General features: G+C 65.9%; 19 protein-coding genes and 3 tRNA genes. 6 read left to right on the top strand and 16 right to left on the bottom strand.

From position 1 onward, the window contains the following. Positions 1-116 precede the first annotated feature (116 nt). Positions 117-605: a phage protein NinX family protein gene (locus U5760_RS30120; RefSeq protein WP_322015959.1), complete on the top strand. Its 489-nt coding sequence runs from the start codon at positions 117-119 to the stop codon at positions 603-605. Positions 606-690: 85 nt separating this feature from the next. Here the strand turns inward: U5760_RS30120 and U5760_RS30115 are convergent. Both U5760_RS30115 and U5760_RS30110 read right to left on the bottom strand, forming a co-directional pair. After that, a tRNA-Arg gene (locus tag U5760_RS30115) sits at positions 691-767 on the bottom strand. A gap of 136 nt (positions 768-903) precedes the next feature. After that, positions 904-980, bottom strand: a tRNA-Arg gene (locus U5760_RS30110). A gap of 119 nt (positions 981-1,099) precedes the next feature. On the opposite strand from U5760_RS30110, the gene greB reads away from it, so the two are divergent. Continuing rightward, positions 1,100-1,666, top strand: coding sequence for a transcription elongation factor GreB (greB, locus tag U5760_RS30105; protein WP_322015958.1), 567 nt, complete (start codon positions 1,100-1,102; stop codon positions 1,664-1,666). A gap of 119 nt (positions 1,667-1,785) precedes the next feature. Here greB and U5760_RS30100 read toward each other — a convergent pair whose 3' ends face one another. Then, positions 1,786-2,937, bottom strand: coding sequence for a porin (locus U5760_RS30100; protein ID WP_322015957.1), 1,152 nt, complete (start codon positions 2,935-2,937; stop codon positions 1,786-1,788). Between the two features lie 518 nt (positions 2,938-3,455). Beyond that, positions 3,456-3,659 carry a hypothetical protein gene (locus tag U5760_RS30095; protein ID WP_322015974.1) on the bottom strand — a complete coding sequence of 68 codons (204 nt, stop codon included), beginning with the start codon at positions 3,657-3,659 and terminating at the stop codon, positions 3,456-3,458. A gap of 411 nt (positions 3,660-4,070) precedes the next feature. Here U5760_RS30095 and U5760_RS30090 point away from each other — a divergent pair, with 411 nt between their 5' ends. Beyond that, positions 4,071-4,274 carry a cold-shock protein gene (locus U5760_RS30090; protein WP_028205165.1) on the top strand — a complete coding sequence of 68 codons (204 nt, stop codon included), beginning with the start codon at positions 4,071-4,073 and terminating at the stop codon, positions 4,272-4,274. 268 nt (positions 4,275-4,542) lie between these two features. Beyond that, a complete protein-coding gene (locus U5760_RS30085) occupies positions 4,543-5,700 on the top strand; it encodes an exonuclease domain-containing protein (RefSeq protein ID WP_322015956.1) in 1,158 nt (385 codons plus the stop codon). 66 nt (positions 5,701-5,766) lie between these two features. Here U5760_RS30085 and U5760_RS30080 read toward each other — a convergent pair whose 3' ends face one another. After that, a complete protein-coding gene (locus U5760_RS30080; protein ID WP_322015955.1) occupies positions 5,767-6,357 on the bottom strand; it encodes a chorismate mutase in 591 nt (196 codons plus the stop codon). A 267-nt stretch (positions 6,358-6,624) separates the two neighbouring features. Then, a complete protein-coding gene (locus U5760_RS30075; RefSeq protein WP_028226747.1) occupies positions 6,625-6,774 on the bottom strand; it encodes a hypothetical protein in 150 nt (49 codons plus the stop codon). A gap of 657 nt (positions 6,775-7,431) precedes the next feature. Here U5760_RS30075 and U5760_RS30070 point away from each other — a divergent pair. Beyond that, the gene (locus U5760_RS30070) at positions 7,432-7,590 is read left to right on the top strand and encodes a hypothetical protein (RefSeq protein WP_322015954.1); all 159 of its coding nucleotides are present in this window, start codon (positions 7,432-7,434) and stop codon (positions 7,588-7,590) included. 108 nt (positions 7,591-7,698) lie between these two features. On the opposite strand, the gene U5760_RS30065 is transcribed toward U5760_RS30070, so the two are convergent. The 3 genes from U5760_RS30065 to pepN all read right to left on the bottom strand — a co-directional run bounded on the left by U5760_RS30065 (position 7,699) and on the right by pepN (position 11,723). Next, a tRNA-Thr gene (locus U5760_RS30065) sits at positions 7,699-7,774 on the bottom strand. Positions 7,775-7,836: 62 nt separating this feature from the next. Next, entirely contained in the window at positions 7,837-8,853 is a 1,017-nt protein-coding gene (locus tag U5760_RS30060) for a class 1 fructose-bisphosphatase (RefSeq protein WP_322015953.1), read from the bottom strand. 155 nt (positions 8,854-9,008) lie between these two features. Further along, entirely contained in the window at positions 9,009-11,723 is a 2,715-nt protein-coding gene (gene pepN, locus U5760_RS30055) for an aminopeptidase N (RefSeq protein WP_322015952.1), read from the bottom strand. Positions 11,724-12,130: 407 nt separating this feature from the next. Between pepN and U5760_RS30050 the strand changes: the two genes are divergently transcribed. After that, entirely contained in the window at positions 12,131-12,856 is a 726-nt protein-coding gene (locus tag U5760_RS30050) for a DUF4136 domain-containing protein (RefSeq protein WP_322015951.1), read from the top strand. Positions 12,857-12,886: 30 nt separating this feature from the next. Here U5760_RS30050 and guaD read toward each other — a convergent pair whose 3' ends face one another. From guaD to U5760_RS30015, 7 genes are all read right to left on the bottom strand, one after another. Further along, positions 12,887-14,206, bottom strand: a complete 1,320-nt coding sequence (gene guaD, locus U5760_RS30045) for a guanine deaminase (RefSeq protein WP_322015950.1) — start codon at positions 14,204-14,206, stop codon at positions 12,887-12,889. Between the two features lie 181 nt (positions 14,207-14,387). Further along, positions 14,388-15,431: an adenosine deaminase gene (locus U5760_RS30040; RefSeq protein WP_322015949.1), complete on the bottom strand. Its 1,044-nt coding sequence runs from the start codon at positions 15,429-15,431 to the stop codon at positions 14,388-14,390. A gap of 28 nt (positions 15,432-15,459) precedes the next feature. Continuing rightward, positions 15,460-16,542 (bottom strand): xanthine dehydrogenase accessory protein XdhC, encoded by a 1,083-nt coding sequence (xdhC, locus tag U5760_RS30035; protein WP_322015948.1) that lies wholly within the window; start codon positions 16,540-16,542, stop codon positions 15,460-15,462. Positions 16,543-16,636: 94 nt separating this feature from the next. Next, positions 16,637-19,090: a xanthine dehydrogenase molybdopterin binding subunit gene (gene xdhB / locus U5760_RS30030; protein WP_322015947.1), complete on the bottom strand. Its 2,454-nt coding sequence runs from the start codon at positions 19,088-19,090 to the stop codon at positions 16,637-16,639. Further along, positions 19,087-20,646 (bottom strand): xanthine dehydrogenase small subunit, encoded by a 1,560-nt coding sequence (gene xdhA, locus U5760_RS30025; protein WP_322015946.1) that lies wholly within the window; start codon positions 20,644-20,646, stop codon positions 19,087-19,089. The genes xdhB and xdhA overlap by 4 nt, the downstream gene beginning before the upstream one ends. Positions 20,647-20,943: 297 nt before the next feature. Then, positions 20,944-21,474, bottom strand: a complete 531-nt coding sequence (locus U5760_RS30020) for a disulfide bond formation protein B (protein WP_322015945.1) — start codon at positions 21,472-21,474, stop codon at positions 20,944-20,946. A gap of 207 nt (positions 21,475-21,681) precedes the next feature. Then, positions 21,682-23,061 carry an amidase gene (locus tag U5760_RS30015; protein WP_322015973.1) on the bottom strand — a complete coding sequence of 460 codons (1,380 nt, stop codon included), beginning with the start codon at positions 23,059-23,061 and terminating at the stop codon, positions 21,682-21,684. Positions 23,062-23,115 lie beyond the last annotated feature (54 nt).

Genomic DNA, 23,115 nt, shown 5'->3' with positions numbered 1-23,115 from the left:
TCCACGGCAATCCTCTCTGGCCGGACTTTCAGCGGCCCCGTCAGCCGGCGCATGACGCGGCGCAATGCCGTCGTGCGCCGGCCGCTCCATTCCCGATTCGATGCGAGGGCGTTGCGATGAACGTAGCTGATCTGACCGGCATGACGCTCGATTACTGGGTGGCCCGCAGCCTGCACGATTTCGTCCGGGAGATCTATTTCACCGACAGCGGCACGAAGGTCGCCGTGCGCGGCAACGACTGCGGGCGGCCCTGGGACGGGCGCTTTACGCCCTCAACGTCATGGCAGGCCGCAGGCGTGGTGCTGGACCGCGCGCAGCGCTTTGAGCTGCGCGAGCGCCGCGAAGGCGAGCGGGCGTATTGCGTGGCCGAATTCCACGGTGGTCACCGAACGGTCGAGGCGCGTGGGGATTCGGTGCGCGTCGCGCTGCTGCGTGCGTTCGTGATGAGCCGCTTTGGCGACACGGTGGGCGAGATGCTGCGGCTGCCGCAGGCGCTCGACGGGACGACGGCCGAGCAGGTCGGAGAGCCGAGCGATATGGGCGATGTGGAAGATCTGCCGCGCCCGGATGCCCAGATCGGCGATATCGGCACGGCGCCGCGCTAGGTTGCTTGCGGGTGTCGTGCGAGAGGGGTGTGGCCCTGGAAAGACAAAGGGCCTTCCTGATGCATCAGGAAGGCCCTTCGAAAGATGGCGCGGCTGGCAGGATTCGAACCCACGACCCCTTGGTTCGTAGCCAAGTACTCTATCCAACTGAGCTACAGCCGCACGCTAAAACGATACTACTTGCTGCTTTCAAATGCAGCCCTGAAGCGGCGCACATGAAACAGACTTCTGAAGCGTATTTCCGAAACGCATTTCCGAAAACTAAGGGCCTTCGTGTGAGGAAGGCCCCCTGAATAAGTGGCGCGGCTGGCAGGATTCGAACCCACGACCCCTTGGTTCGTAGCCAAGTACTCTATCCAACTGAGCTACAGCCGCACGCAGAAGTGAGATTATAGCAAAGGTTCAAAAAAAGGGAAGACCCTTATCGCGATTTGTCCGCGAGCCCGCATCGTGTAACCTGTGCAAAGGTTGTACGTACACCGCACTGATCCATCATGAACAAGGCATTTGTCAAAGAATCGACCGACAACGACGACGACGATCTCGAAGGCTGTCTGCCCGAGATTCCCCCGGGCGCCAAGAACTACATCACGCCGGCCGGCTACCAGCGCATGCGCAGCGAACTGCTGCACCTGATCGACGAAGACCGTCCGGAAGTGGTGAAGCTCGTCTCGTGGGCCGCCTCGAATGGCGACCGCTCCGAGAACGGGGACTACATCTACGGCAAGCGCCGTTTGCGCGAAATCGACCGGCGAATCCGCTTTCTCACCAAACGGCTGGATCTTGCCGAGGTGGTGGACAGCAGCCGCCAGGAGAGCACCGACCAGGTGTTCTTCGGCGCGACGGTGGAGTACGGCACCGAAGACGGGGAATCGCATACGGTGACCATCGTCGGTATCGACGAGGTCGATCTGGATCTTGGCCGCGTAAGCTGGGTTTCGCCTGTTGCTCGGGCGCTGCTCAAGGCGAAGATTGGCGATCAGGTGACGCTTTACACGCCGGCAGGCCCCGAGCCGATCGATGTGCTCGACGTGCGTTATCCCGCGCCGGGCGAAGCCTGAGCGGCGCTTTTCTCGGGCGCAGGCGGGGTCGGCGTTTCGGGACGGGAAATAAAAAAGGCGCCGCAAGGGCGCCTTTTTCAACTGCAGGGCTGGCCAGAACAGCGCCAGCCGGGTGCTTCTTAGAAGCGGTGACGGATACCAACCGTCACGGCAACCTGGTCTTGCGTCTTCGAAGCCGACGACAGACCGTTCAGGTAGGCACCGATGTTGCCGTCGTTCGACGACACGTGTTGCCAGTCGCCCTGGAGGTACACGTCGGTACGCTTCGAGAGCAGGTAGTCCGACTGCAGAGCCACCGTGTTGTAGTTCGGGTTCACACCGCCGCCGAAGCTCGCGCGGGTGTACGTGTACGCGCCAGCCAGGCTCAGGGCCGGGGTCAGAGCGTAACGAACGTTGCCTTCAAAGTTCTGGAAGCGTGCGCTGTCGGCGCCGAAGCCGACACCCGCCGACGTGCCCGACTGCGATGCCGAGATGCCGATTGCCTGGCTCAGGTTCGTTTGCGTGTACACGAAGCCAGCCGTTGCCGGGCCGAACGTGTAGTTCACGCCGCCGCCGAACGTGCGTTGACGGCCTGCTGCGAACGTGTAGTCGCCAGCCTGTGCGCCCGAATCCGAGATCGAGTTGACCGACAGGTTGTTGACGTCGTTGTTGGCTTGCAGGTAGCCGGCAGCCACGTTCAGGCCAGCGTAGTTATACGATGCGCCGAAGCTGTAAGCACGGTTGTTGGCGAACTGGTCGCTGTTCGAGAACGAGTACGTTGCGCCGAACTTGAAGCCAGCGTAGTTCACGCTCGAGTACTTGATCGTGTTGTTGAAACGAACCGAGTTGTTCAGGTTGTCGTTGTCGAACGGGTGGGCAGCGATCGTGCCGCCGTATTGCGTGCCGGTGTTCGACAGCGGTGCCAGGTAGTCGACGACGGAGTCGTACTGGCGGCCGAGCGTGACGGCGCCGTACTGGTCGCTTGCCAGACCGACGAACGCCTGACGGCCGAACATGCGGCCCTTTTGACCCAACGAGCCGTTGTCGATGTTAAAGCCGTTTTCCAACGTGAAGATGGCCTTCAGACCGCCACCGAGGTCTTCCGAACCGCGCAGGCCCCAACGGCTGCCGTTGATCGTGCCGCTCGTTGCTTGCCAGGCGCTGTGACCGCCCTGGTTGTTCGTGTAGGTGATGCCGGCGTCGATCAGGCCGTACAGCGTAACGCTGCTTTGCGCGTGCGCAGCCGTTGCAAAAACGCCCGACAGGGCGGCGACCATGAGAGTCTTTTTCATCTTTGTAAACTCCGAGAACAGTATGGGTTTCGGGGAACCCAGGCTTGTGGAAACCGCCCACGCGAGAGGCAGCGAGAGGCAAAAACACACGCGTGGTACGCATTAATCCGACGAAGTCGGTTTCCGGACAGGCAGAGTGTAGAGAGGGCGCTCGGAAACGGCATATTCCGATTTACGCAATAAAGTATTGCGCCATCTGAAATGATTTTTTGAATCCCGTTAAGCCTTACTGGCTGGGGCTTTGCGCGATATTCGCGGGAGCGGGGGGAGGGGTGTCAACCGAGTAGCGTTGTGCGATCGCTACAGCAATTGATTGCAGAAATCGGAATAAATCAGGCCAAAGCGATTGTTGCGATCCAGGTAACAGATGGTTGTGTTCCGTATGCTTAATACGCTGCATCGTCAACCGCTATACTGGAATTGCTGCTTTCCGAAGCAGACTTTTTCGTTGACGAAAAAGATCTCCAAACCTTTGTCAGCGCGGCCCCAAGCCGCGCTTTTTTTTGCTCTCGCCGAACCTATCGGGATTGCTCCATCGGCGGCTCGTTCTGCAGGCTCCAGTCTTCCATTACATAGTGGCGGGCGTCCATAGGGGAACACAGCAGGTTATGCCAGTGATCCCCATGCCACGGTCCCCAGGCATCGAGTTCCTCCGATACGCGCGGCGCCGCATCTTCCATTTGCACGAGCCACTTCAGTCCCTGTCGCAGGATCGTCAGCATGATGACCTCCCAAAGCGCACCAATATATTCATATTGGTTTGAATGTTTTACCTGAACAACCGGGAAAAACACTTACGTTTGATACGTATTGTTACACTTCGGGAAAATTTGCTATGACGAAATTTCACCGGAAATGAATGGGGTAAAAATGACGCAGCGTAAAGTCATTCTCCCGTTACGCATTTTTTGCATGAATTTTGATGCACTCCGGTTTTATCGTGAGAATGGGAAAGCTGTTATAAAAAATTCGCTTGACTGGCGATTGACGTTCCCCGTATAACGGCAATGCTGATTTTCCTGTCGAGCGCAATACCCATGCAGTTCGCTGAGATTGTGATGAAGCGGGGATCGGTTGGCTTTCGGCGTCAGGGTTAATGCCCGCGTCATCAAAATTTCGAGGGAAACTGAAACATGGAAACCGGTATCGTTAAATGGTTCAACGATGCGAAGGGCTTTGGCTTCATCACGTCTGACGCCGGCGGCGACGATCTGTTCGCCCACTTCTCGGAGATCCGCGCGGACGGCTTCAAGTCGCTGAAAGAGAACCAGCGCGTCTCGTTCGACGTGAAGGTTGGCCCGAAGGGCAAGCAGGCCGCGAACATCCAGCCGCTGTAATGCGGCGTGCGCGGGCGCCATGGCGCCTGTGCCGCGATGACAAGAGCCCTGGTGATTACCAGGGCTTTTTTATTTTGGTGATTAAAATAGCGCGGCCAGTAATAAGCGGGCTGCATTATTTTTCGCAATTGGGGTTAAGCCGGATGCGATAGCGCCGGATGCGCTATTTGAAAAGATGCTTGCCTGACCGCACGGGCAAGGTGGGCAGAGGGCGCCCGAACAAGGCATACTTGGCGCGTTTTCTCTCATTCTGTCTTTCTGCTTCACCATGTCCGACATTCCCTTGAGTCCCGGCGCATCACCGGGCAATCTTCCCCTTGTTTTCGTGGATCTGGAAACGACGGGCGGCGCGGTGGGCCAGCATCGTATTACCGAGGTGGGGGTCGTCGAAGTCGTGGAGGGCCGGGTCTCGCGGTGGAGCACCCTCGTCGATCCGTGCCAGGCCATCCCGCCCTTCATTCAGCAACTCACGGGCATCACCAACGAGATGGTGCAGGGCGCTCCGACTTTCGAGGAAATCGCCCCGTCTCTCTTCAAGCGGCTGGAGGGTCGGCTCTTCGTCGCCCACAACGCGGCTTTCGATCGGGGGTTTCTGCGCGCGGAGTTCGAGCGCGCCGGTTTCTCCTTCAATCCCGATGTTCTCTGCACCGTGCGGCTTTCGCGGGCGCTGTTTCCCGCCGAAAAGCGCCATGGTCTCGATGCGCTCGTCGAGCGCCACGAACTCGTGCCGTCGGATCGCCACCGCGCGCTCGCCGATGCCGATCTGATCTGGCAGTTCTGGCAGCGCCTGCCGTCGCTGGTGGTGCGGGAAACGCTCGACACGCAGATCGAGCGCCTCACGCGGCGCCATCGGCTGGCGGGCGAGATCACCGACGATCTGATCGACAGCGCGCCGGCCGGGCATGGCGTCTACGCCTTCTACGGCGAAAACGATATGCCGCTTTATGTCGGGCGCAGCGTGCGCGTGCGCCAGCGGGTGCGCGCCCACCTCTCGGGGGAGCGGCGCTCCTCGCGCGAGCAGCGCATGGCCCAGCAGGTGCGGCGAGTCGAATGGCGTGCCACGGGTGGGGAATTCGGTGCGTTGCTCGTCGAGGCGCAGTGGATCGCCACACTGAAACCCGCTTTCAATCGCGTTCCGCGCACGACGAAACACGATCCTCAAACGGCGCCCTGGCCGTTCGAAGGCGCAGTGCTGGTGGAAGAGCGCGAAGCCGCGGGAGAGGCGGCCGTGCTGCATCTGATCGATCGCTGGTGCTATCTCGGCGCCGTGGCCAGCGCGGCCGAAGCGGCCGCGCTTATCCTCCCGGCCGGCGAGCCGCCGTTCGAACTGACTACATGGCGGATTCTGCAGAACCGGTTGGAGCGCGGGCTGAGCGTGCAGCCGCTGTCGTCAACTGCGGCAGGCAACGTGGCGACCGCTGTCTGAAAAGTCATCGCACAGCGAGGCCGCAGTGAGGTTATTGCACGGCGCGATTTTGCGGCGTTCAGGCGCTCAGGCTACGCCGCCTGGGCCGCCGCTCTCGCAGACGTGACCCAGGGCCCGGTTCAGTGCCTCCACACGCGTGGAGTCATAGCGCGTCAGTTGCTTCCAGTTGGCCACCGAGCGGGCGAGGCGGGTCGGGCAATCATCCGAAGCGCGCAGTGGCTGGACCTGCGCCAGAGCTCCGATCAACTGCCCGGTGAGGCGATCGAGTTGCGGGCGCATCACGGTGGCCAGATCCGGCGCGTCGCCGGCCGGTGCCTGGGTGGTGCGCCACGATTCGAACAGCGCCTTTTGCACCTCGGTGCTCGCATCGATCTGATCGCGGAAAAAGGCGTGGGCGAAGGCCGGATCGACGCCGGCCGCCGCCGCGCGCTTCTGGACATCGGCTAGAAGCGCGTCTTCTCGCGGCGTATCGGTAATGGGCTTGTGGTGCTCCCACTTCCAGTGGGCAACGGGTTCAGCAAGCGAAAGACGTTGCGAGACGAGAGCGATCAGATTGGTGAGCGCCGTATCGTCGCCGTCGGCGTGAGCCGGCGCAAAGGGCAGGGCGAGCAGCAGGGCGGCGGCGCAGCGCGCGCCTGCGCGGACGAGCGAATTCATATGCGTGGAAAGGGCCCAGCAGGCCGTAGTCGCGAAAACCGAAGGATAGCGGGTATTGGCACGCAAGCGGCTGATTGGCCGAATGTCGGACTGTGGGGAGCGTGAATTGCTGCCGACGGCTGAGTTGATGCGGCGCGTTTATCGCGCCTGGCTCGCTGGGAGCCCAGGCACCGCGCAGATGCTCAGGCGTCGCATTTGACAGGCACACGCCAAGCGGGCGAGTCGTTCAGGCAACCCGCCCTTCATCGCGCGTGTGCGCGTTCCCCGTTACTTCTGTTCGTGGGCTTTACGTTGTTCGTCGAGAAATGCGCGCACGTGGGCGGGCAGTTCATCCCCGAGGAACTCGACGGCCACCGGTTCCGGATCCGGGCTGAAAACTTTGTCCGGGGTCGGAATTCTTGGCGGTTTGGCGTCCATGATCTTTCTCCTGTGTAAGCCGATTATCCGACTTGGCCCTTCAAATGCGCTAGTCTCGATCACGGTAACAGTGCTTTTCGAATGCGCGTGTTGCTTTAATCGCACAACGTCACATCTCAATAACTGGGGCGGAATATAATTCTTCGGCTCCCTGTCATTCCGCGATCGAGACCACAGGCTTCCGCCCGCGCGGCGTTCGGCACTCCCAACGCCCTCCCAGAGCCCCTCGGCAAGCCCCCAGTCTCCGAACCTGTTCGCTTCCGCACACAACCGTGAACGGCTTCCATGCCGGCAACACGCGTGCGCGCTGTCCAGGAAACCGCCATATCGGCTCAACGCGTGATTATCCCTGGTGGTTGACGCTGGAATTTCTGATTTTTCTTTAAACTCTGTAAAAGACCGTTACAGTCCATTCGTTTGATTAATCCGATGGCGAACGTGATTGAGCGGCGATTTATTGTGCAATGCACATAAAAGAGACCGTGCGGCGTGCGCGATTGTTCCCGCGTTCCCGCCGCTGGTCGCGTCGCGCTCGAGTTGCGCCAGTCCGCGAGCGTTTGCGTGCGGTCCGCGTACCAGTCCGCGTACCAATGACCTGCGCATGATGGTTCGGGCGGCCGAGGAGGGCGTAGGCTACTGCACATCATCGAGGATTTCGTGCGCGCGCAACTCGACGATGGACGGTTGGTGCCAGTGCTCGAGGCGTGGTGTCCTTCGTTTCCCGGTTTTTATCTCGACACGGCGGGGCGCACGCAAGTGCCCCCCAGGCTGCGCGTGTTCATCGACTTTCTGCGCGAGAAACGCGAAAGTGTTTAGAGGGGCTATGCGATCTGATTGATGTGCCGAGGCTTGCGGGCACGGAGCCGAACGCAAGCTGCAAAGCAAAAAGCCCAGTCCTAAGACTGGGCTTTCGCTTGAAACCTGTGGTGCCGGAAAGAGGAATCGAACCCCCGACCTTCGCATTACGAATGCGCTGCTCTACCGTCTGAGCTATTCCGGCATCAGAGAAGGAAGATTATAGGAAGAATTCGCGGGGTGCGCAAGTCCTTCCTCCGCCTTTTTTCATTTTTTTGCTTCGTGATGATAGCGGGTCACGCGCTCGACTTCGTTCTTCGAGCCGAGGAACACCGCCACGCGCTCGTGCAGGCTCGTGGGCTGAATATCGAGAATGCGCTCTTCGCCGTTCGTGGCCACGCCGCCCGCCTGCTCGACGATGAACGACATCGGATTCGCTTCGTACATCAGGCGCAGCTTGCCGGGCTTGGACGGATCGCGCTTGTCGGCCGGATACATGAAGATGCCGCCGCGGTTCAGGATACGGTGCACGTCGGCGACCATCGAGGCGATCCAGCGCATGTTGAAGTTTTCGCCGCGCGGGCCGTCCTTGCCTTCGTTCAGCTCGCCGATGTACTTCTGCACCGGCTCGTACCAGTGGCGCGCGTTCGAGGCGTTGATCGCGTACTCGCGCGTGTCTTCCGGAATGCGCATGTTGCTCTGCGTGAGCACCCACGATCCGAGCTCGCGGTCGAGCGTGAAGCAGTTCACGCCGTGGCCGGTCGTGAGCACGAGCACCGTTTGCGGGCCGTACACCGCATAGCCGGCCGCGACCTGCTTCGTGCCGGGCTGCAGGAACGAGGCTTCGGTGGGCTGCTGGCCGTCCGGGCAGCGCAGCACCGAGAAAATCGTGCCGATCGAAACGTTCACGTCGATGTTCGACGAACCGTCGAGCGGATCGAACACGAGCAGGTATTCGCCCTTCGGATAGTTGGCCGGGATCGGGAAGAACGTTTCCATTTCTTCCGATGCCATGGCGGCGAGGTTGCCGCCCCATTCGTTGGCGTCGAGCAGGATTTCGTTCGAGAGGATGTCGAGATTCTTCTGCACCTCGCCCTGCACGTTCTCGCTGCCGGCGGTGCCGAGCGCATCGCCGAGCGCACCCTTGCTGACGTTGAAGCTGATCGCCTTGCAGGCGCGGGCGACGACTTCGATCAAAAGGCGCAGATCGGCCGGCAGGTTGCGGTGCTGACGCTGCTGCTCGATCAGGTACTTCGTGAGAGTGGTACGACGTTGCAAAGCCATTGCAGGACTCCGGGTAGGCTTGGGAATAGCACGATTCTACCCGCTCGACCTTGCGCGACCCGGAGCCGGCCGTGCAAAAAAGAAAATCCGGTGCCGCGCCGGTCGGGGCGCGGCACCGGATGGTTACGGTGCGTGTTTCAGCCTGCTCGCGCCGCTTAGCCCAGCGCTTTTTCGACGATTTCGCGCACGTCGCGCGACTTCACGCCAGCGGCGACCTTCTCCAGGGCGGCCCGCATCGGCTCGCGCAGCGCGGGCGTGAAGCGGCGCCACAGTTCGAGGTTGCGTGCGAGGCGGGCTGCGACCTGCGGATTGATCGCGTCGAGCGCGAGCACCTGCTCGGCCCAGAACGCGTAGCCCGAGCCGTCGGCGGCGTGGAACTGCGCCGGGTTCGCGGCGCAGAAGCTGAAGATCAGCGAGCGTGCGCGGTTCGGGTTCTTCAGGTTGAACGCGGGATGGCGCATGAGCGCGCGCACGGTGTCGATCACCGGACGCGCCGCGCTGCCTCTCTGCATGGCCTGGAGGGCGAACCACTTGTCGATGACGAGCGGCTCGCGCTCGAAGCGCGCGTAGAAGTCTTCGAGCGCCTGCTTCGCAAAGTCGCCGCCCGTGGCCGACGAGGCGTTCAGGAGTGCCGAAAGCGCCGCCGCGCGGTCGGTCATGTTGTTCGCCGCGTCATATTGCGCGCCGGCGAGACGCACGGCGTCGGCCGGATCGTCCAGTTCCGCGAGATACGAGAGCGCGAGGTTCTTCAGCGCGCGCTTGCCCGCGGCTTCGGGCGTCGGTTCGTAGGCGCCCGGCGTCACGTGGCGCTCATAGGCGGAGAGCCAGTCGGCCTTGAGCGCCGTGGCAAGACGCTTGCGCAGGAACTGGCGCGCGGCGTGCACGGCGGCTGGATCGGATTCGACCATCTGCTCGGCCAGATAGGTTTCCGACGGCAGCATCAGCGCCAGCTCGCGGAACGACGGCGAAAGCGTTGCGTCGTTGAGCACGCGGCGGAAGGCTTCGACCACGGCGTCGTCGACTTCGAGCGGCTGGCCGGCTGCCGCGCGCGCGCCGAGCGCGAGCAGTTCGCGCGTGGCGAGCCGCTGGCCCGCTTCCCAGCGGTTGAACGGGTCGCTGTCGTGAGCGAGCAGGAACGCCAGTTCGTCGTTGCTGTAGTCGTACTCGACGATCACCGGCGCCGAGAAGTTGCGCAGCAGCGAGGGCAGGGGCTTCACCGGCACGTCGACGAACGTGAAGGTCTGCTGGGTTCCGGTGAGTTCGAGCACGCGCGTCGTGCCGCTTTGTGCGCCGCCCGCGTTCGCATCGCCTTCCAGGTGCAGCGGCAGATCCTTGCCGTCCGGGCCGATCAGGCCGATCGCAAACGGAATCAGCAGCGGTCCCTTCTGTGTTTCGCGCGCGGCCGGCGCGGCGTTGCCGTAGTCCTGCGCGAGCGTCACGCTGTAGCGCTTTTGCGCTTCGTCGTAGCGCGTCGTGACCGTCACGCGCGGCGTGCCGGCCTGGCTGTACCAGCGTTCGTACTGCGCGAGGTCGCGGCCGTTGGCGTCGGCCATCGCGGCGCGGAAGTCGTCGCAGGTCACGGCCTGGCCGTCATGGCGCTGGAAGTACAGGTCCATGCCCTTGCGGAAGCCGTCGCGGCCGAAGAGCGTCTGATACATCCGCACGACTTCCGAGCCTTTCTCATAGACGGTCATCGTGTAGAAGTTGTTGATCTCGACGTAGCTCTCGGGGCGCACCGGATGCGCCATCGGGCCCGCGTCCTCGGCGAACTGCATCTGGCGCAGCACGCGTACGTCCTCGATGCGCTTGGTGGCGCGCGCGGCTTCGTTCTCGTCGCCGCCCGACATCGCCGCCGAGAACTCCTGATCGCGGAACACCGTGAGGCCTTCCTTCAGGCTCAGCTGGAACCAGTCGCGGCAGGTCACGCGGTTGCCGGTCCAGTTGTGGAAGTACTCGTGGCCCACCACGGCCTCGATGTTGGCGAAATCGACGTCGGTGGCCGTTTCCGGATTCGCCAGCACGTACTTCGTGTTGAAGATGTTGAGCCCCTTGTTCTCCATCGCGCCCATGTTGAAGTCGCTCACCGCGACGATCATGAAGCGGTCGAGATCGAGTTCGAGGCCGAAGCGCTGCTCGTCCCAGCGGATCGAGTTGATGAGCGAGTCCATCGCGTGGCGCGTCTTGTCGAGGTCGTGCGGCTCGACCCATACTTGCAGCAGCTTTTCCTTGCCCGAGCCGCTCGTGATGCGCTCTTCGATCGCCACGAGCTTGCCCGCCACCAGCGCGAACAGGTAGCACGGCTTGCGGAACGGGTCTTCCCACTTCGCGAAGTGGCGGCCGTCGGGCAGCTCGCCCTCGGCGACGAGGTTGCCGTTCGAGAGCAGCACGGGGTAAGCGGTCTTGTCGGCGCGCAGCGTCACCGTGTAGGTGGCCATCACGTCGGGACGGTCGAGGAACCACGTGATGCGGCGGAAACCTTCGGCCTCGCACTGCGTGAAGAAGTTGCCACCTGAAACGTAAAGGCCCGAAAGCGTCGTGTTGGCGGCCGGATCGCAGGCGCCGGTGAGCGTCAGCTCGAACGCGTCGGGCACGTTTTCGACCGTGAGGCCATGTTCGTGGGCGCGCACGCTCGCATACGGCTTGCCGTCGATCGCCGCACCGAGGAATTCCAGCTGCTCGCCCGTCAGTTCGAGGTGCGCGGCCGCCGTCGAGCCCGAGGCTGCAGGGTTGCGGCGCACGCGCAGCGTGCTCTTGACGATCGTGCGTTCCGGGACGAGGTCGAACTCCAGATCGACGGTATCGATCAGGAAGGCGGGCGGCGCGTAGTCGGCGCGGCGGATCACGTTGGGCGTGGCGGTGGTGTCGGACATGGTCGGGTGGGATCTCGTCGTGTGGGTGGTGCGCCGGCGGTTGTGGCGCCCGGCGCACCTTGGGGGGCGCATGCAGCGATGCTGCAGTGGCGTCTTCGGCAGCGCTCGTGGCGCGGCGCATCGCGCCATTGTACAAAGGCGCGGCCGGATTGTCCGAAGCGGCCGTGGAGGCGGCCTTCGGGCCGCGCGAACTTTCCCCCGCGCGCGCGAGTCAGTATGATCGGGCTGCCCCGCTTGCGGGACGGCCGGGCGGCGATCCGTCGGGCGGCGAACCGTCGGGCGGCGATCCGTCCGTCGGTCAGGAAAATCGAAAAGGCAGGGAATAAGTGCGGCGGCGCATCCGTATCGGAGAGTACGGCTGCTGTGGCCGCGCCCAGGACATCCAGTTAAAAACGAACGAGAAGACCATGAAGCACGAACGATGGACCCGCCGCGCGCTCATGCTGCTGGCAGCGCTGGCCGTAACGCTGTCCGGCTGCACGACCTATGTGACGAGCCAGGTGACGGCGTTCTCCGCCTGGGACGGCGGCAGCGACGCCACGCGCACCTATGCCTTTACGCGCAACCCCGCGCAGAAGCAGAGCATCGAGCAGGCGACCTACGAGCAGATGGTGGCGAGCGGGCTCGCCACCCAGGCGTTTCGCCAGGTGAGCGAAGCGCAGGCCCCGCAGGCTCATTACCTGGTGGGCCTCGCCTACGGCAGCCGCATGGACCAGGTGACGGTGGCCCAGCCGGTGTTCTACAACCCGTGGCCGGGCCCCTACTGGGGGCCGTTCAATCCGTGGGGGCCGTGGGGCCCGTATGCGCCGGCCTACGTGAACCAGACCTATCCGGTCTATACGCATGTGCTCAGCATCCGCATTACCGACAAGGCGACCGGCAAGGAGCTCTATAACGTCTCGGCGCGCACCTCCGGCGACGAGCCGTCGCTCGTGCGCGCGATGCCCTATCTGGTGCGCAGCGCGCTGGCCGACTTCCCGATGGCCAACGGCTCGGTGCAGGTGGTCAAGCTGCCGCTCGAGAAGAACGGCGGGGCGCCGAACGAAACGGCCGTGCCGCCTCCGGCTGCTGCCGGCCTTGCCCCGGCGCCGGCCCCGGCCGCGCCGGCTTCCGGCGCTGCTGCGGTGCAGTAATTGCGGTAAGTCCGCCGGGCGCAGGCGCGCTTATGCCGGGTGCGCCGCTGCCCGCTCGCCGCGGCGGTGGACACGCTTGCCGGCCGCGTAGGTTTCGTACACCGCGCGGTCGTCGCCGAGCAGCGCCAGCGCGAACAGCAATTCCTCGAGCGATTCCGCGCGCGCCGTGCGTCGCGCGAGGAGCGGCGTTGCCTGCGGATCGAGCACGACGAAGTCGGCTTCGGTCTTTGGCGCCAGCGTGCCGACGGTATCGGCCAGATCGAGCGCCTCGGCCGCGCCCGCCGTCGCGAGCCAGAACATGCGCGTGGCGGTGAGATGATGGCCGCCCATGCGCGCGACCTTGTGCGCCTCGTTCATGGTCTGCAGCATCGAGAACGACGTGCCGCCGCCCACGTCCGTCGCGAGCGTCACGGGCATCGCCGACTCGTTCGCCTTGTCGAAGTCGAACAGCCCGCTGCCGAGGAAAAGGTTCGACGTGGGGCAGTGCGCCGCCACGGCGCCCGTTTGCGCCATGCGGCGGCGGTCTTCGTCGTCGAGCCAGATGCAGTGGCCGTACACGGCGCGGCGGCGCAGGAGTCCGTAATGATCGTAGACGTCGAGGTAGCTGCGCTGGCGCGGGAACAGCTCGCTCACCCACTTCACCTCGTCGGGATTCTCGGCCACGTGGCTCTGGATGAAGATGTCCGGGTGCGCCTTCGCGAGCGCCTGGCAGGCTTCGAGCTGCGCTTCGGTCGAGGTGGGCGCGAAGCGCGGCGTGAGCGCGTACATCTGGCGGCCGCGGTTGTGCCAGCGGCCGATCAGCTCGGCGCTGTCGTCGTAGCCCGTCTGCGGCGTGTCGCGCAGGAACTCGGGGCAGTGGCGGTCCATCAGCACCTTGCCTGCGATCATGCGCAGGTTCTTCGCCTCGCTCGCGCCAAAGAGCGCATCGGCCGACTGCTTGTGCACCGTGCAATAGACGAGCGCCGTGGTCGTGCCGCTCGCGAGCAGTTCATCGACGAAAAAGCGCGCCGTGTCCTCGGCCACCGCTTCCTGTTCGAAGCCGCGCTCGGTCGGGAACGTGTACGTCTCCAGCCACGGCAGCAGGCCCGGCGCCGGCGAGGCGATCATGTCGGTCTGCGGGTAATGGATGTGCGTGTCGATGAAGCCCGGCACGATCAGCTTGTCGCGCAGGTCGTGGACGGCGGCACCGTCGGCGAGGCGGCCGGCGTGCGCGGACCATGCGCCCGACGCGACCACGTGGCCGTTTTCGACGATCACGACGCCGTCTTCGTGATAGACGGCGGCGTCGGACGATTGCGCGGGGTCGCCGGTGAACGTCAACAGTTTTGCGCGGTAAGCCGATTGAGTCATGGGAACTACGTCTCCGAAATCTTCAGGTTTGAGTGAGGTTGAAATCCTTCGGTTGCGCCGCCCCTGAAAAACGCGGCGCAAGAGGGCCCATGGCCCGGCGCTGTGACGTCGGTCCTGCGTCGGTCCCTGCAGTGTCCTTCCCGCCCCTCGCGGGGCGTTCGGAGGGTGTGATCCGGTGGGCTTACTGGGTCGTGCCGCTCCAGTAAGCGTCGAGCTTCGCGATCAGCGCGGCCCGCTCGGCGGGGCTCACGAACGACGCTTCGAAACCGTTGCGCAGGATCGTGTAGACCTCCTGATCGTTCAGCTTCAGCGCGTCGATGATCGCCGTGTAGTTCTCGTTGACGTAGCCGCCGAAATAGGCGGGATCGTCGGAATTGACCGTGACCGCGACGCCTTCGTCGAGCAGGTCCTTGAGCGTGTGCTTCGTCATGTCGTCGAACACGCACAGCTTGAGATTCGAGAGCGGGCACACGGTGAGCGCCACGCGCGTGTCGGCAAGACGCGTGACGAGCGCCGCGTCCTCGATGCTGCGCACGCCGTGGTCGACGCGATCCACCTTCAGCAGATCGAGCGCCTCGTAGATGTACGAGGGCGGGCCTTCCTCGCCCGCATGCGCGACGAGTTTCAGGCCCCTGGCGCGCGCCTTTTCGAACACGCGCTCGAACTTCGAGGGCGGATGCCCGCGCTCGGACGAGTCGAGGCCCACGCCGATCATGCGCGGATGGCGCTCGAAAAGCGGCAGCGCGGCTTCGAAGGTGGCGAGCGCATCGGCTTCGCTCAGATGGCGCAGGAAGCACAGGATCAGCTTGCTTGTGAGCCCGCGCTTTTCGGCGTCGGCGAGCGCGCGATCGATGCCCGCGACCACGGTGTCGATCGGCACGCCGCGTTCGGTGTGCGTCTGCGGATCGAAGAAAATTTCGGTGTGCACGACATTGTCCGCGAGCGCGCGCTCGCAATAGGCCATCGTCATGTCGTAGAAGTCCTGCTCCGTGAGCAGCACGCTCGCGCCCGCGTAATAGATGTCGAGAAACGACTGCAGGTCGGTGAACGCGTAGGCGCGGCGCAGCGACTCGATCGAGTCGTACGCGAGCTTCACGTTGTTGCGCTGCGCGAGCGCGAAGATCAGCTCGGGTTCGAGCGAGCCTTCGATATGGATGTGCAGCTCGGACTTCGGCGCGCGCGCGGCTTTTTCTACGAGCGGGACTGCGGAGGTCGTGACGGTCATGGTTGGGTCGGTCCGTGGGTAGTTGACATCACGCGGAATGGGCGGGGACGAGCGCCGCATGCGCCTCGATCGCCTGCAGGAGCTGTGCGGCGGCCGAGATCGCGATGACTTCGGGCGACTTGTCGACGATGCCGTCCACGCCGAGCGGGCACTTCATCCGCGCGATCTGCTGCGGATCGATGCCGCGCGCGGCGAGCCGGTGCTCGAACTGCTTGCGCTTCGTGTGCGAGCCGATCATGCCGAAGAACACGAAGTCGCCGCGGCGCAGGATGCGCTCGGCGAGCTCGAGGTCGAGCGAATGATCGTGCGTCATCACGATGAAGCTCGTGCCGGGCAGGGCGGTATCGACGGCTTCGTCGGGGGCGTCGTTCGCGTCGATTTCGACGTTGGGCGCGGCGAGCGCGGCAAAGGCCTCGGGTGACGGAAACGCGGCGTCGCGTTCGTCCACCCAGCGCACCCGGCACGGCAGCGTGCCGAGTACGCGCACGAGCGCCGCGCCCACGTGCCCCGCGCCGAACAGCACGACGGGGAAGTCGTTGGGCGCGATGGTCTCGGTGAGGAGCGCACTGCCTTCGCCGTCCCCGGCATCCCAAAGCAGGCAATCGGGGGCTTCGACGCCGGGTTCCGGCTCGGACAGCATCACGGGGGCGCCCGCCGCGGGACGACTCGCCGTTGCTGCGTTGCCCGCCGCATGCGGGTTCCCGTTCCCAATCCGCGAGGACCGGAATGATACGCTACGCACCGTCGAAGCGCCGGCCGCAAGGCGCCGCGCCAGCGTGGCGAGCCACCCCAGGTCGCCCACGTCGAGCCGCTCGAACGCGAGCACGACCGCGCCGCCGCAGCACTGGCCGAGGCTCGGCCCGAGCGCGAGGCGCTCCAGGCGTCGCACGTGGGGCGCGCGCATGCCGTCGCGCAGCACCTGGCGCGCGATCTCGATGGCCTTCCATTCGAGGTGGCCGCCGCCTATCGTGTGGCGCGCGGCTTCGCGCGTCACGATCATCTTCGTGCCGGCTTCGCGCGGCGCCGATCCTTCGACGCGCGCGACCGTCACGAGCACGGCGGCGTCGCCGTGCGCGAGCAGTTGCTGCAGATCGGTGAGCCAGGCTTGCATCTGGCGGTTCTCCCTACTTCGGGCTACACGCGGGGCGTGTCGCCGGTTAATCTTCGCGGCTTCGCGCAATGCGCGAAGCCTCTTGTCCATTTCTTCAGTCAGCCTGTTCGTGGCGGGTCGCCGCCGGCACCGGCGGGGTGGCCGCATGACCGCCTGCCGGACCGGCGGCGACCGGCTCCGGCGTGACCGCTGGCGCTTCTACACGCAGCGCCTCGATCGCATCGAGTATGGCCTCGGGCGTAGCGGGGGCGCGCAACGGCGCCGCGACGCGCGCTTCGGGGACCGCCGCGCCGACGGCATCGCGGATCGCGAGAAAGACCGAGAACGGCAGCAACAGTGGCGGCTCGCCCACGGCCTTCGAGTGGAATACGGTGGGTTCGGCGTTGTCGTTGCGAAAGAGCCGGGTCGTGAATGCGGCGGGCGTATCGCTGATCGCCGGGATCTTGTAGGTGGACGGCGCGTGTGTCATCAGCCGCCCGTCGCGGTTCCACCAGAGTTCCTCGGTCGTGAGCCAGCCCATGCCCTGAATGAACGCGCCTTCCACCTGGCCGATGTCGATGGCCGGGTTGATCGACTGGCCCGCGTCATGCAGCAGGTCTGCGCGCACGAGTTTCCATTCGCCCGTGAGCGTATCGACGACCACCTCCGACACCGCCGCACCGTAGGCGAAGTAGTAGAACGGATGGCCCGTGAGCGTGCGCGCGTCCCAGTGGACCTTCGGCGTGGCGTAGAAGCCATCCGACCATAGCTGCACGCGCTGGAGGTAGGCGCGCTCGACGAACTCTCCAAATGGCACCGAGGCGCCGTTCGCCTGCACCGTGCCGTCCTCGAACACCACGGCCTCGGTCGCACAGCCGTACTGCGCAGCAGCCAGTCCGGCGAGGCGTGCGCGGATGGTCAGCGCGGCGGCCTCGGCAGCCTTGCCGTTGAGGTCGCTGCCCGTGGAGGCGGCGGTGGCCGAGGTATTGGCCACCTTGGCCGTATCGGTGGCGCTCACGCGCACGCGCGCGAGCGGCAGCCCGAAGGTGCCGGCCACCACCTGCGCGACCTTGGTGTTGAGCCCCTGGCCCATTTCGGTGCCGCCGTGATTCACGAGCACCGAGCCGTCGCGATAGACATGCACGAGCGCGCCCGCCTGGTTCAGGTGCGGCACGTTGAACGAAATCCCGAACTTCACCGGCGTGATCGCGATGCCGCGCTTGAGCACCGGGCTCGTGCGGTTCCAGCCGGCGAGCGCGGCGCGTCGTTCGCGATAGCGGCTCGAGGCGAGCAGTTCGTCGGTGAGCGGCGCGAGCACGTTGTCCTCGACGCGCTGGCCGTAAGGCGTGAGTTCGCGCTCGCCGACGCCGTAGTAGTTCACGCGGCGCACGTCGAGCGGATCGCGGTTCAACTGCTTCGCGATGCCGTCGAGCATCACCTCCATCACCAGTGCGCCCTGGGGGCCGCCGAAGCCGCGAAACGCGGTGTTCGACTGCGTGTTGGTCTTGCAGCAGAGCGCGACGATATCGACGTCGGAGAGAAAGTAGGCATTGTCGACGTGGCAGACCGCGCGCGTGGCGACGGCGCCGGAAAGGTCGGCCGAATAGCCCGCTCGCAGCGCGATTTCCACGCGCGCGCCGAGGAGCCGTCCCTCGTCGTCGAAGCCTGCCTCGTACTCGTACAGCGCGTCGTGACGCTTGCCCGTGATCATGAAGTCGTCGTCGCGGTCCGCGCGCAGCTTCACGGGGCGGCCGGTCTTGTGCGCCGCGAGCGCGGCCACGCAGGCGAAGAGCGCCGACTGCGATTCCTTGCCGCCGAAGCCGCCGCCCATGCGCCGGCATTCGCACGCCACGCGATGCGCGGGCCAGTCGAGCAGATGGGCAACGAGCTGCTGCATTTCGCTGGGATGCTGCGTCGAGCTGAAGACGAGCATGCCGTCCTGCTCTTGCGGCAGCGCATAGGCGACCTGGCCTTCGAGGTAGAACTGCTCCTGTCCGCCCACTTCGAACGAACCTGCAATGCGATGGGGCGCCGCCGCGATCCGCTCGGCAGGCGTGCCGCGCGCGAGATGCAGCGGCGGCAGCACGTAGTGCTGCCGTGCGCGCGCTTCGGTAATTGAGAGCACGGGGTCGAGCGGCTCGTAGCGCATGACGTCGTCGCTGGCGGCGAGCGCGGCTGCGCGGCGCGCCAGATCGTGGCTCGTTGCGATCACGGCGAATACGGGCTGACCGAGATACTGCACGATGCCGTCGGCGAGCACCGGATCGTCGTGCAGCACGGGGCCGCAGTTGTTCTCGCCGGGGATGTCGGCCGCGCAGAGCACCGCGACCACGCCCGGCGCTTCGCACACGCGGCGCAGGTCGAGCGACACGATGCGCGCATGCGCGAGGCGCGCGAGGCCGAGCGCCGCGTGAAGCGTGCCTTGCACCTCGGGGATGTCGTCGGTGTAGCGCGCCTCGCCGCTCACGTGCAGTTCGGCGGATTCGTGCGGGAGCGGGGCGCCCAGTGCCGAATGCACCGCTGCATGCGCTGCCGTGTGTACAACGAACGGATCGGACTGGCGGTTCACGATGCTTCTCCCGCGAGCGCCGCGTCCTGGTCTTCGCCGTCTTCGGCCGCGAAGGCGAAGGCATTCACGTCGCACAGCGCGAGCGGCGCCTCGTCGCGCGTCTCCAGCCAACAGCGCCACAGCAGATTGCGCGCGACCTTCACGCGGTACGCGGCGCTCGCGCGCAGGTCGGAGAGCGGCTGGTAGTCGGCGTCGAGCGCCGCCATGGCGCGCTGCGCCGTCGCTTCGTCCCAGCGTGCGCCGGCGAGCGCGGCTTCGGCGCGCGCGGCCCGCGCGGGCGTGGCGGCCATGCCGCCGAACGCCACGCGCGCGTTCGTGATGATGCCGTCCTCGTCGATCTCGAGCGCGAACGCCGCGCACACCGCCGAGATGTCCTGGTCGTAGCGCTTCGAAATCTTGTAGGTGCGAAAGCGCAGCGTGGGCGCGGGGCGCGGCACGCGGATCGCCTCGACGAACTCGCCCGGTTCGAGCGCGTTCTTCTGGTAGCCGGTGTAGAACGCGGCAAGCGGCAGGGCGCGCACACGGGCGGCGCGGCGCAGCACGACCTGGGCGTCGAGGGCGAGGAGAGCCGGCATCGAGTCGCCGATGGGCGAGCCGTTCGCGACGTTGCCGCCCAGCGTGCCGGCATTGCGGATCGGCAGCGAAGCAAAGCGCGCCCAGAGCTCGGCGAGCTCGGGGTAATCGACGGCAAGCGCCGCGTACGCCTCTTCGAGCGGTACGGCCGCGCCGATCGTGAGCGATCCGGCGTCGAGCGCGATCGCGCGCAGTTCGGTGACATTGCCGGTATAGATCAGGTCGCCCAGTTCGCGGAACTGCTTGGTGACCCACAGCCCCACGTCGGTGCTGCCGGCCAGCACGCGCGCTTCGGGCAGCTTCGCGCGCAAGGCGGCGAATTCGGCCAGCGTGCGCGGGGCGTAGAACGTGGCCTCGCCCTCACCCTTGCCGTGGGCGGGCTGGCTCGAACGGTATTCGAAGGTGCCGGGGCGCACGAGCGCGCGCAGCGCGTCTTCGATGCCGGCCCGCTCGAACCTCGCGCGCGGATACGCGGCGTAGTCGAACATGCGCTGAGCGGCATCGATGATGGGCCGGTAGCCGGTGCAGCGGCACAGATTGCCCGAGAGGGCCTGATTGATCTCGTCGCGCGTGGGCAGGCCGGCGCTCACGCTCTGGTGCTCGTAGAGCGCCCAGAGCGACATGACGAAGCCCGGCGTGCAGAAGCCGCACTGCGAGGCATGGCAATCGACGAGGGCCTGCTGGACGGGATGGAGCGCGCCGTCGGGGCCGCGCAGGTCCTCCACGGTGAAGAGGGCACGGCCGTCGAGCGTGGGCAGGAACTGGATGCAGGCGTTGACGGCCTTCAGCGCGAGCCGCCCGTCGCCGTCGAGCTCCCCGAGCACCACGGTGCACGCGCCGCAATCGCCTTCCGCACAGCCTTCCTTGGTGCCGCAGGCGTGCAGATCCTCGCGCAGGTGCTGCAGCACCGTGCGGGTAACCGGCACATCGCGCACGTCATGCACGGCGCCCCGGCGAAGGAATCGGATGGTTTGCGTTGTCATGGTGAACCTGGGAGACATTGCGGATCAGGCGCGCGTTACGCGCAGGGGCGTGCCAAAGCCGGCCTCGCGCACGTAGATCGCCATCCAGTTCCGAAGATAGCACTGCTCGCGTCGGGAAAGTATTCCCTGCGGATGATGGGGGTTATCACGCCGCCGTCATGACAGCCGGATTCGTGCTCCGGCCCTTTGGGGCGCAAAGGCCGGTGGAGCGGGCGCTCAGAAGCGCTGCGCCCCGCTTCGGCGATGCCGTCGCGGGGCGCAGATTAAATGGGGGGGAATCGTTCGGACAGCGTTTGCTCAGCGCCGGATGCCCGGCCACGACACCTGACGGCGGCGATTGCGCCAGAGGCTGAAGACGAGCGCCAGGAAGATGCAGAGGAACGCGATCAGCGACCAGGCGGGTACCGAAACGCCGAGGATCGGCGGGTAGACGGTTTCGCACAGGCCCTGGACCTTGAAGATGCCGGGCAGCCAGTGCGCGGGCGGCAGGCCGTCGATGACCGGCTGCAGTGTATCGAAGCCGCAACTGAAGCTCGGGAAGGCCTGCACCCACACGAGCCTGCCCGCCGCGACGATGCCGCCCGCGGCCGAGAGCGCGGCGAGCAGTTCGAGCAGCCGCACGCCGCGCCAGCTGGAGAGGCGTGCGCCGAGGAACGCGAAGATCGCGATCAGCACGAAGAAGTAGCGCTGGAGAATGCACAACGGGCAGGGATCTTCGTGCTCGACGTATTGCAGGTAGAGCGCGCCGCCCACGAGGGCCAGGCAGATCAGGGCGAGGAGGACCAGCAGGCCGCGCTCGCGGCGCAGTAGCGCGTTATCGTCGTTCATGTCGCTCGGTTGTTCGGTTTTGAGATACAGCCTGGGGCTGCAACGGCGTGTCCGCGATTCTAGCGCGAAGGACGGGCCGCGGGCCGACGCGGATTTGACCGCGCGCGGATCGCAGGGTGACGGCGCGGGTTGGCTTGGGCGCCGTCGAAGGAAGGCGCCGGGCCGCGCCGCCTGGCATGCCGCAATACGGCGCTTGCCGGCGGGGGCTCAACGCAGCGGCGCGAGCACGGCCTCGACGCCGCGGCCGATGGCGAGGAGCGTGTCGTCGGCGTAGGGCGCGCCCACGAGCATCAGCCCCACCGGCGCCGCGCCGTGGCGATGGCACGGCAGCGACAGCGCGCAGGCATCGAGGAAGTTGAAGGCGCTCGGGTTGCGCAGCACGAGCGCGTTGGTTTGCGCGAACACGGCGTCGTCGGCCGCGAGCGGCGCCACGCGCGGCGGGGCGATCGGCACGGTCGGCGCGATCACGGCGTCGAAGCGCGACCACAGCGTGGCCTGAGCCTCTTCGAGCATGGCCGCGCGCGCCGCGTTCAGATCCAGATAATCGCAGGCGCGCGCCGGCTCGCCCTTCAGGATGCGCGCGAGCACACGCGGATCGTAGTCGTCGCGATGGCGGGCGATCAGCTCCCGGTGCCAGGCGTATGCCTCGATCGGCGAGAAACCGTAGCGGTTGATCTCCGCCAGGCGGTCGAGCGCGCCGAATCGCACTTCGTTCACGATCGCGCCCGCGGCGTCGAGATGCCGGAGCGCGGCGTCGATCGTGTCGGCCACTTCGGCCTCCATGCCGTCCGTCACGTAGTGGGTGAGCACGCCAAGGCGCACGCCTTCCAGATGCCGCGCCGCCGGCACGTGCGGGGCGAGCCCGGCGAGGAGGCGGTCCGTGAGCGCGCAGCAGGCCACGCTGTTGCCGATCGGCCCGAACGAGTCGAGCGTGGGCGACAGCGGCACGCCGCCCGTCTTCGGAATGCGCGCGGCGGTGGGCTTGAAGCCCGTGAGGCCGCAGAACGCGGCCGGGATGCGGATCGAGCCGCCGGTGTCGGTGCCGAGCGCGACGGCGGCCATGCCGTCGGCCACCGAAGCCGCCGCGCCCGACGACGAGCCGCCCGCCACGCGGGCGTCGCCCTCCACGTTGCGCCGGTACGGCGAGAGCGGCGTGCCGTAGTGCGGATTCAGACCGAGCCCCGAAAACGCGAACTCGCTCATATTGGTTCGACCGATCAGCACCGCACCCGCATGGCGCAGGCGCGCGACCGCCACGGCGTCGGCCCGGGCGGGCGGTGCGCCGGCGAGCGCCGTGGAGCCCGCGCGCGTGACTTCGCCTTCGACGTCGAACAGATCCTTGACCGACACGGGCACGCCCGCGAGCGGGGAGAGCACGGTGCCGGCGGCGCGCAGGCGGTCGTGGGCGTCGGCGGCGGCGCGCGCGCGGGCCGCATCGACCTGCGTGAACACGACGGCGCCCTGGCCGGCCGGATCGGCGATGCGTTCGAGCGCGGTTTCGACGAGCGCGCGGCTCGTCGTGCGGCCGGAGGCCAGATCGGCGGCAAGCTGGGCGAGGGGGGCGAAGGGCGGGAAGTCGGTGGTCATGGCGATGATGGGCGGTGGGGACACGGGCGGTCGCGGCGGCTGGTCAGCCATGAG

It is taken from the genome of Paraburkholderia sp. J12 (assembly GCF_905220215.1).
Taxonomy (GTDB): Bacteria; Pseudomonadota; Gammaproteobacteria; order Burkholderiales; family Burkholderiaceae; genus Paraburkholderia.
This window is presented reverse-complemented; position numbering and strand designations above follow the sequence as displayed.

Bases quoted from the DNA above. Each gene is read 5' to 3' on its own strand.
- U5760_RS30120 (WP_322015959.1), top strand. From the start codon at position 117: ATGAACGTAGCTGATCTGACCGGCATGACGCTCGATTACTGGGTGGCC.
- greB (WP_322015958.1), top strand. From the start codon at position 1,100: ATGAACAAGGCATTTGTCAAAGAATCGACCGACAACGACGACGACGAT.
- U5760_RS30100 (WP_322015957.1), bottom strand. From the start codon at position 2,937: ATGAAAAAGACTCTCATGGTCGCCGCCCTGTCGGGCGTTTTTGCAACG.
- U5760_RS30095 (WP_322015974.1), bottom strand. From the start codon at position 3,659: ATGCTGACGATCCTGCGACAGGGACTGAAGTGGCTCGTGCAAATGGAA.
- U5760_RS30090 (WP_028205165.1), top strand. From the start codon at position 4,071: ATGGAAACCGGTATCGTTAAATGGTTCAACGATGCGAAGGGCTTTGGC.
- U5760_RS30085 (WP_322015956.1), top strand. From the start codon at position 4,543: ATGTCCGACATTCCCTTGAGTCCCGGCGCATCACCGGGCAATCTTCCC.
- U5760_RS30080 (WP_322015955.1), bottom strand. From the start codon at position 6,357: ATGAATTCGCTCGTCCGCGCAGGCGCGCGCTGCGCCGCCGCCCTGCTG.
- U5760_RS30075 (WP_028226747.1), bottom strand. From the start codon at position 6,774: ATGGACGCCAAACCGCCAAGAATTCCGACCCCGGACAAAGTTTTCAGC.
- U5760_RS30060 (WP_322015953.1), bottom strand. From the start codon at position 8,853: ATGGCTTTGCAACGTCGTACCACTCTCACGAAGTACCTGATCGAGCAG.
- pepN (WP_322015952.1), bottom strand. From the start codon at position 11,723: ATGTCCGACACCACCGCCACGCCCAACGTGATCCGCCGCGCCGACTAC.
- U5760_RS30050 (WP_322015951.1), top strand. From the start codon at position 12,131: ATGAAGCACGAACGATGGACCCGCCGCGCGCTCATGCTGCTGGCAGCG.
- guaD (WP_322015950.1), bottom strand. From the start codon at position 14,206: ATGACTCAATCGGCTTACCGCGCAAAACTGTTGACGTTCACCGGCGAC.
- U5760_RS30040 (WP_322015949.1), bottom strand. From the start codon at position 15,431: ATGACCGTCACGACCTCCGCAGTCCCGCTCGTAGAAAAAGCCGCGCGC.
- xdhC (WP_322015948.1), bottom strand. From the start codon at position 16,542: ATGCAAGCCTGGCTCACCGATCTGCAGCAACTGCTCGCGCACGGCGAC.
- xdhA (WP_322015946.1), bottom strand. From the start codon at position 20,646: ATGACAACGCAAACCATCCGATTCCTTCGCCGGGGCGCCGTGCATGAC.
- U5760_RS30020 (WP_322015945.1), bottom strand. From the start codon at position 21,474: ATGAACGACGATAACGCGCTACTGCGCCGCGAGCGCGGCCTGCTGGTC.
- U5760_RS30015 (WP_322015973.1), bottom strand. From the start codon at position 23,061: ATGACCACCGACTTCCCGCCCTTCGCCCCCCTCGCCCAGCTTGCCGCC.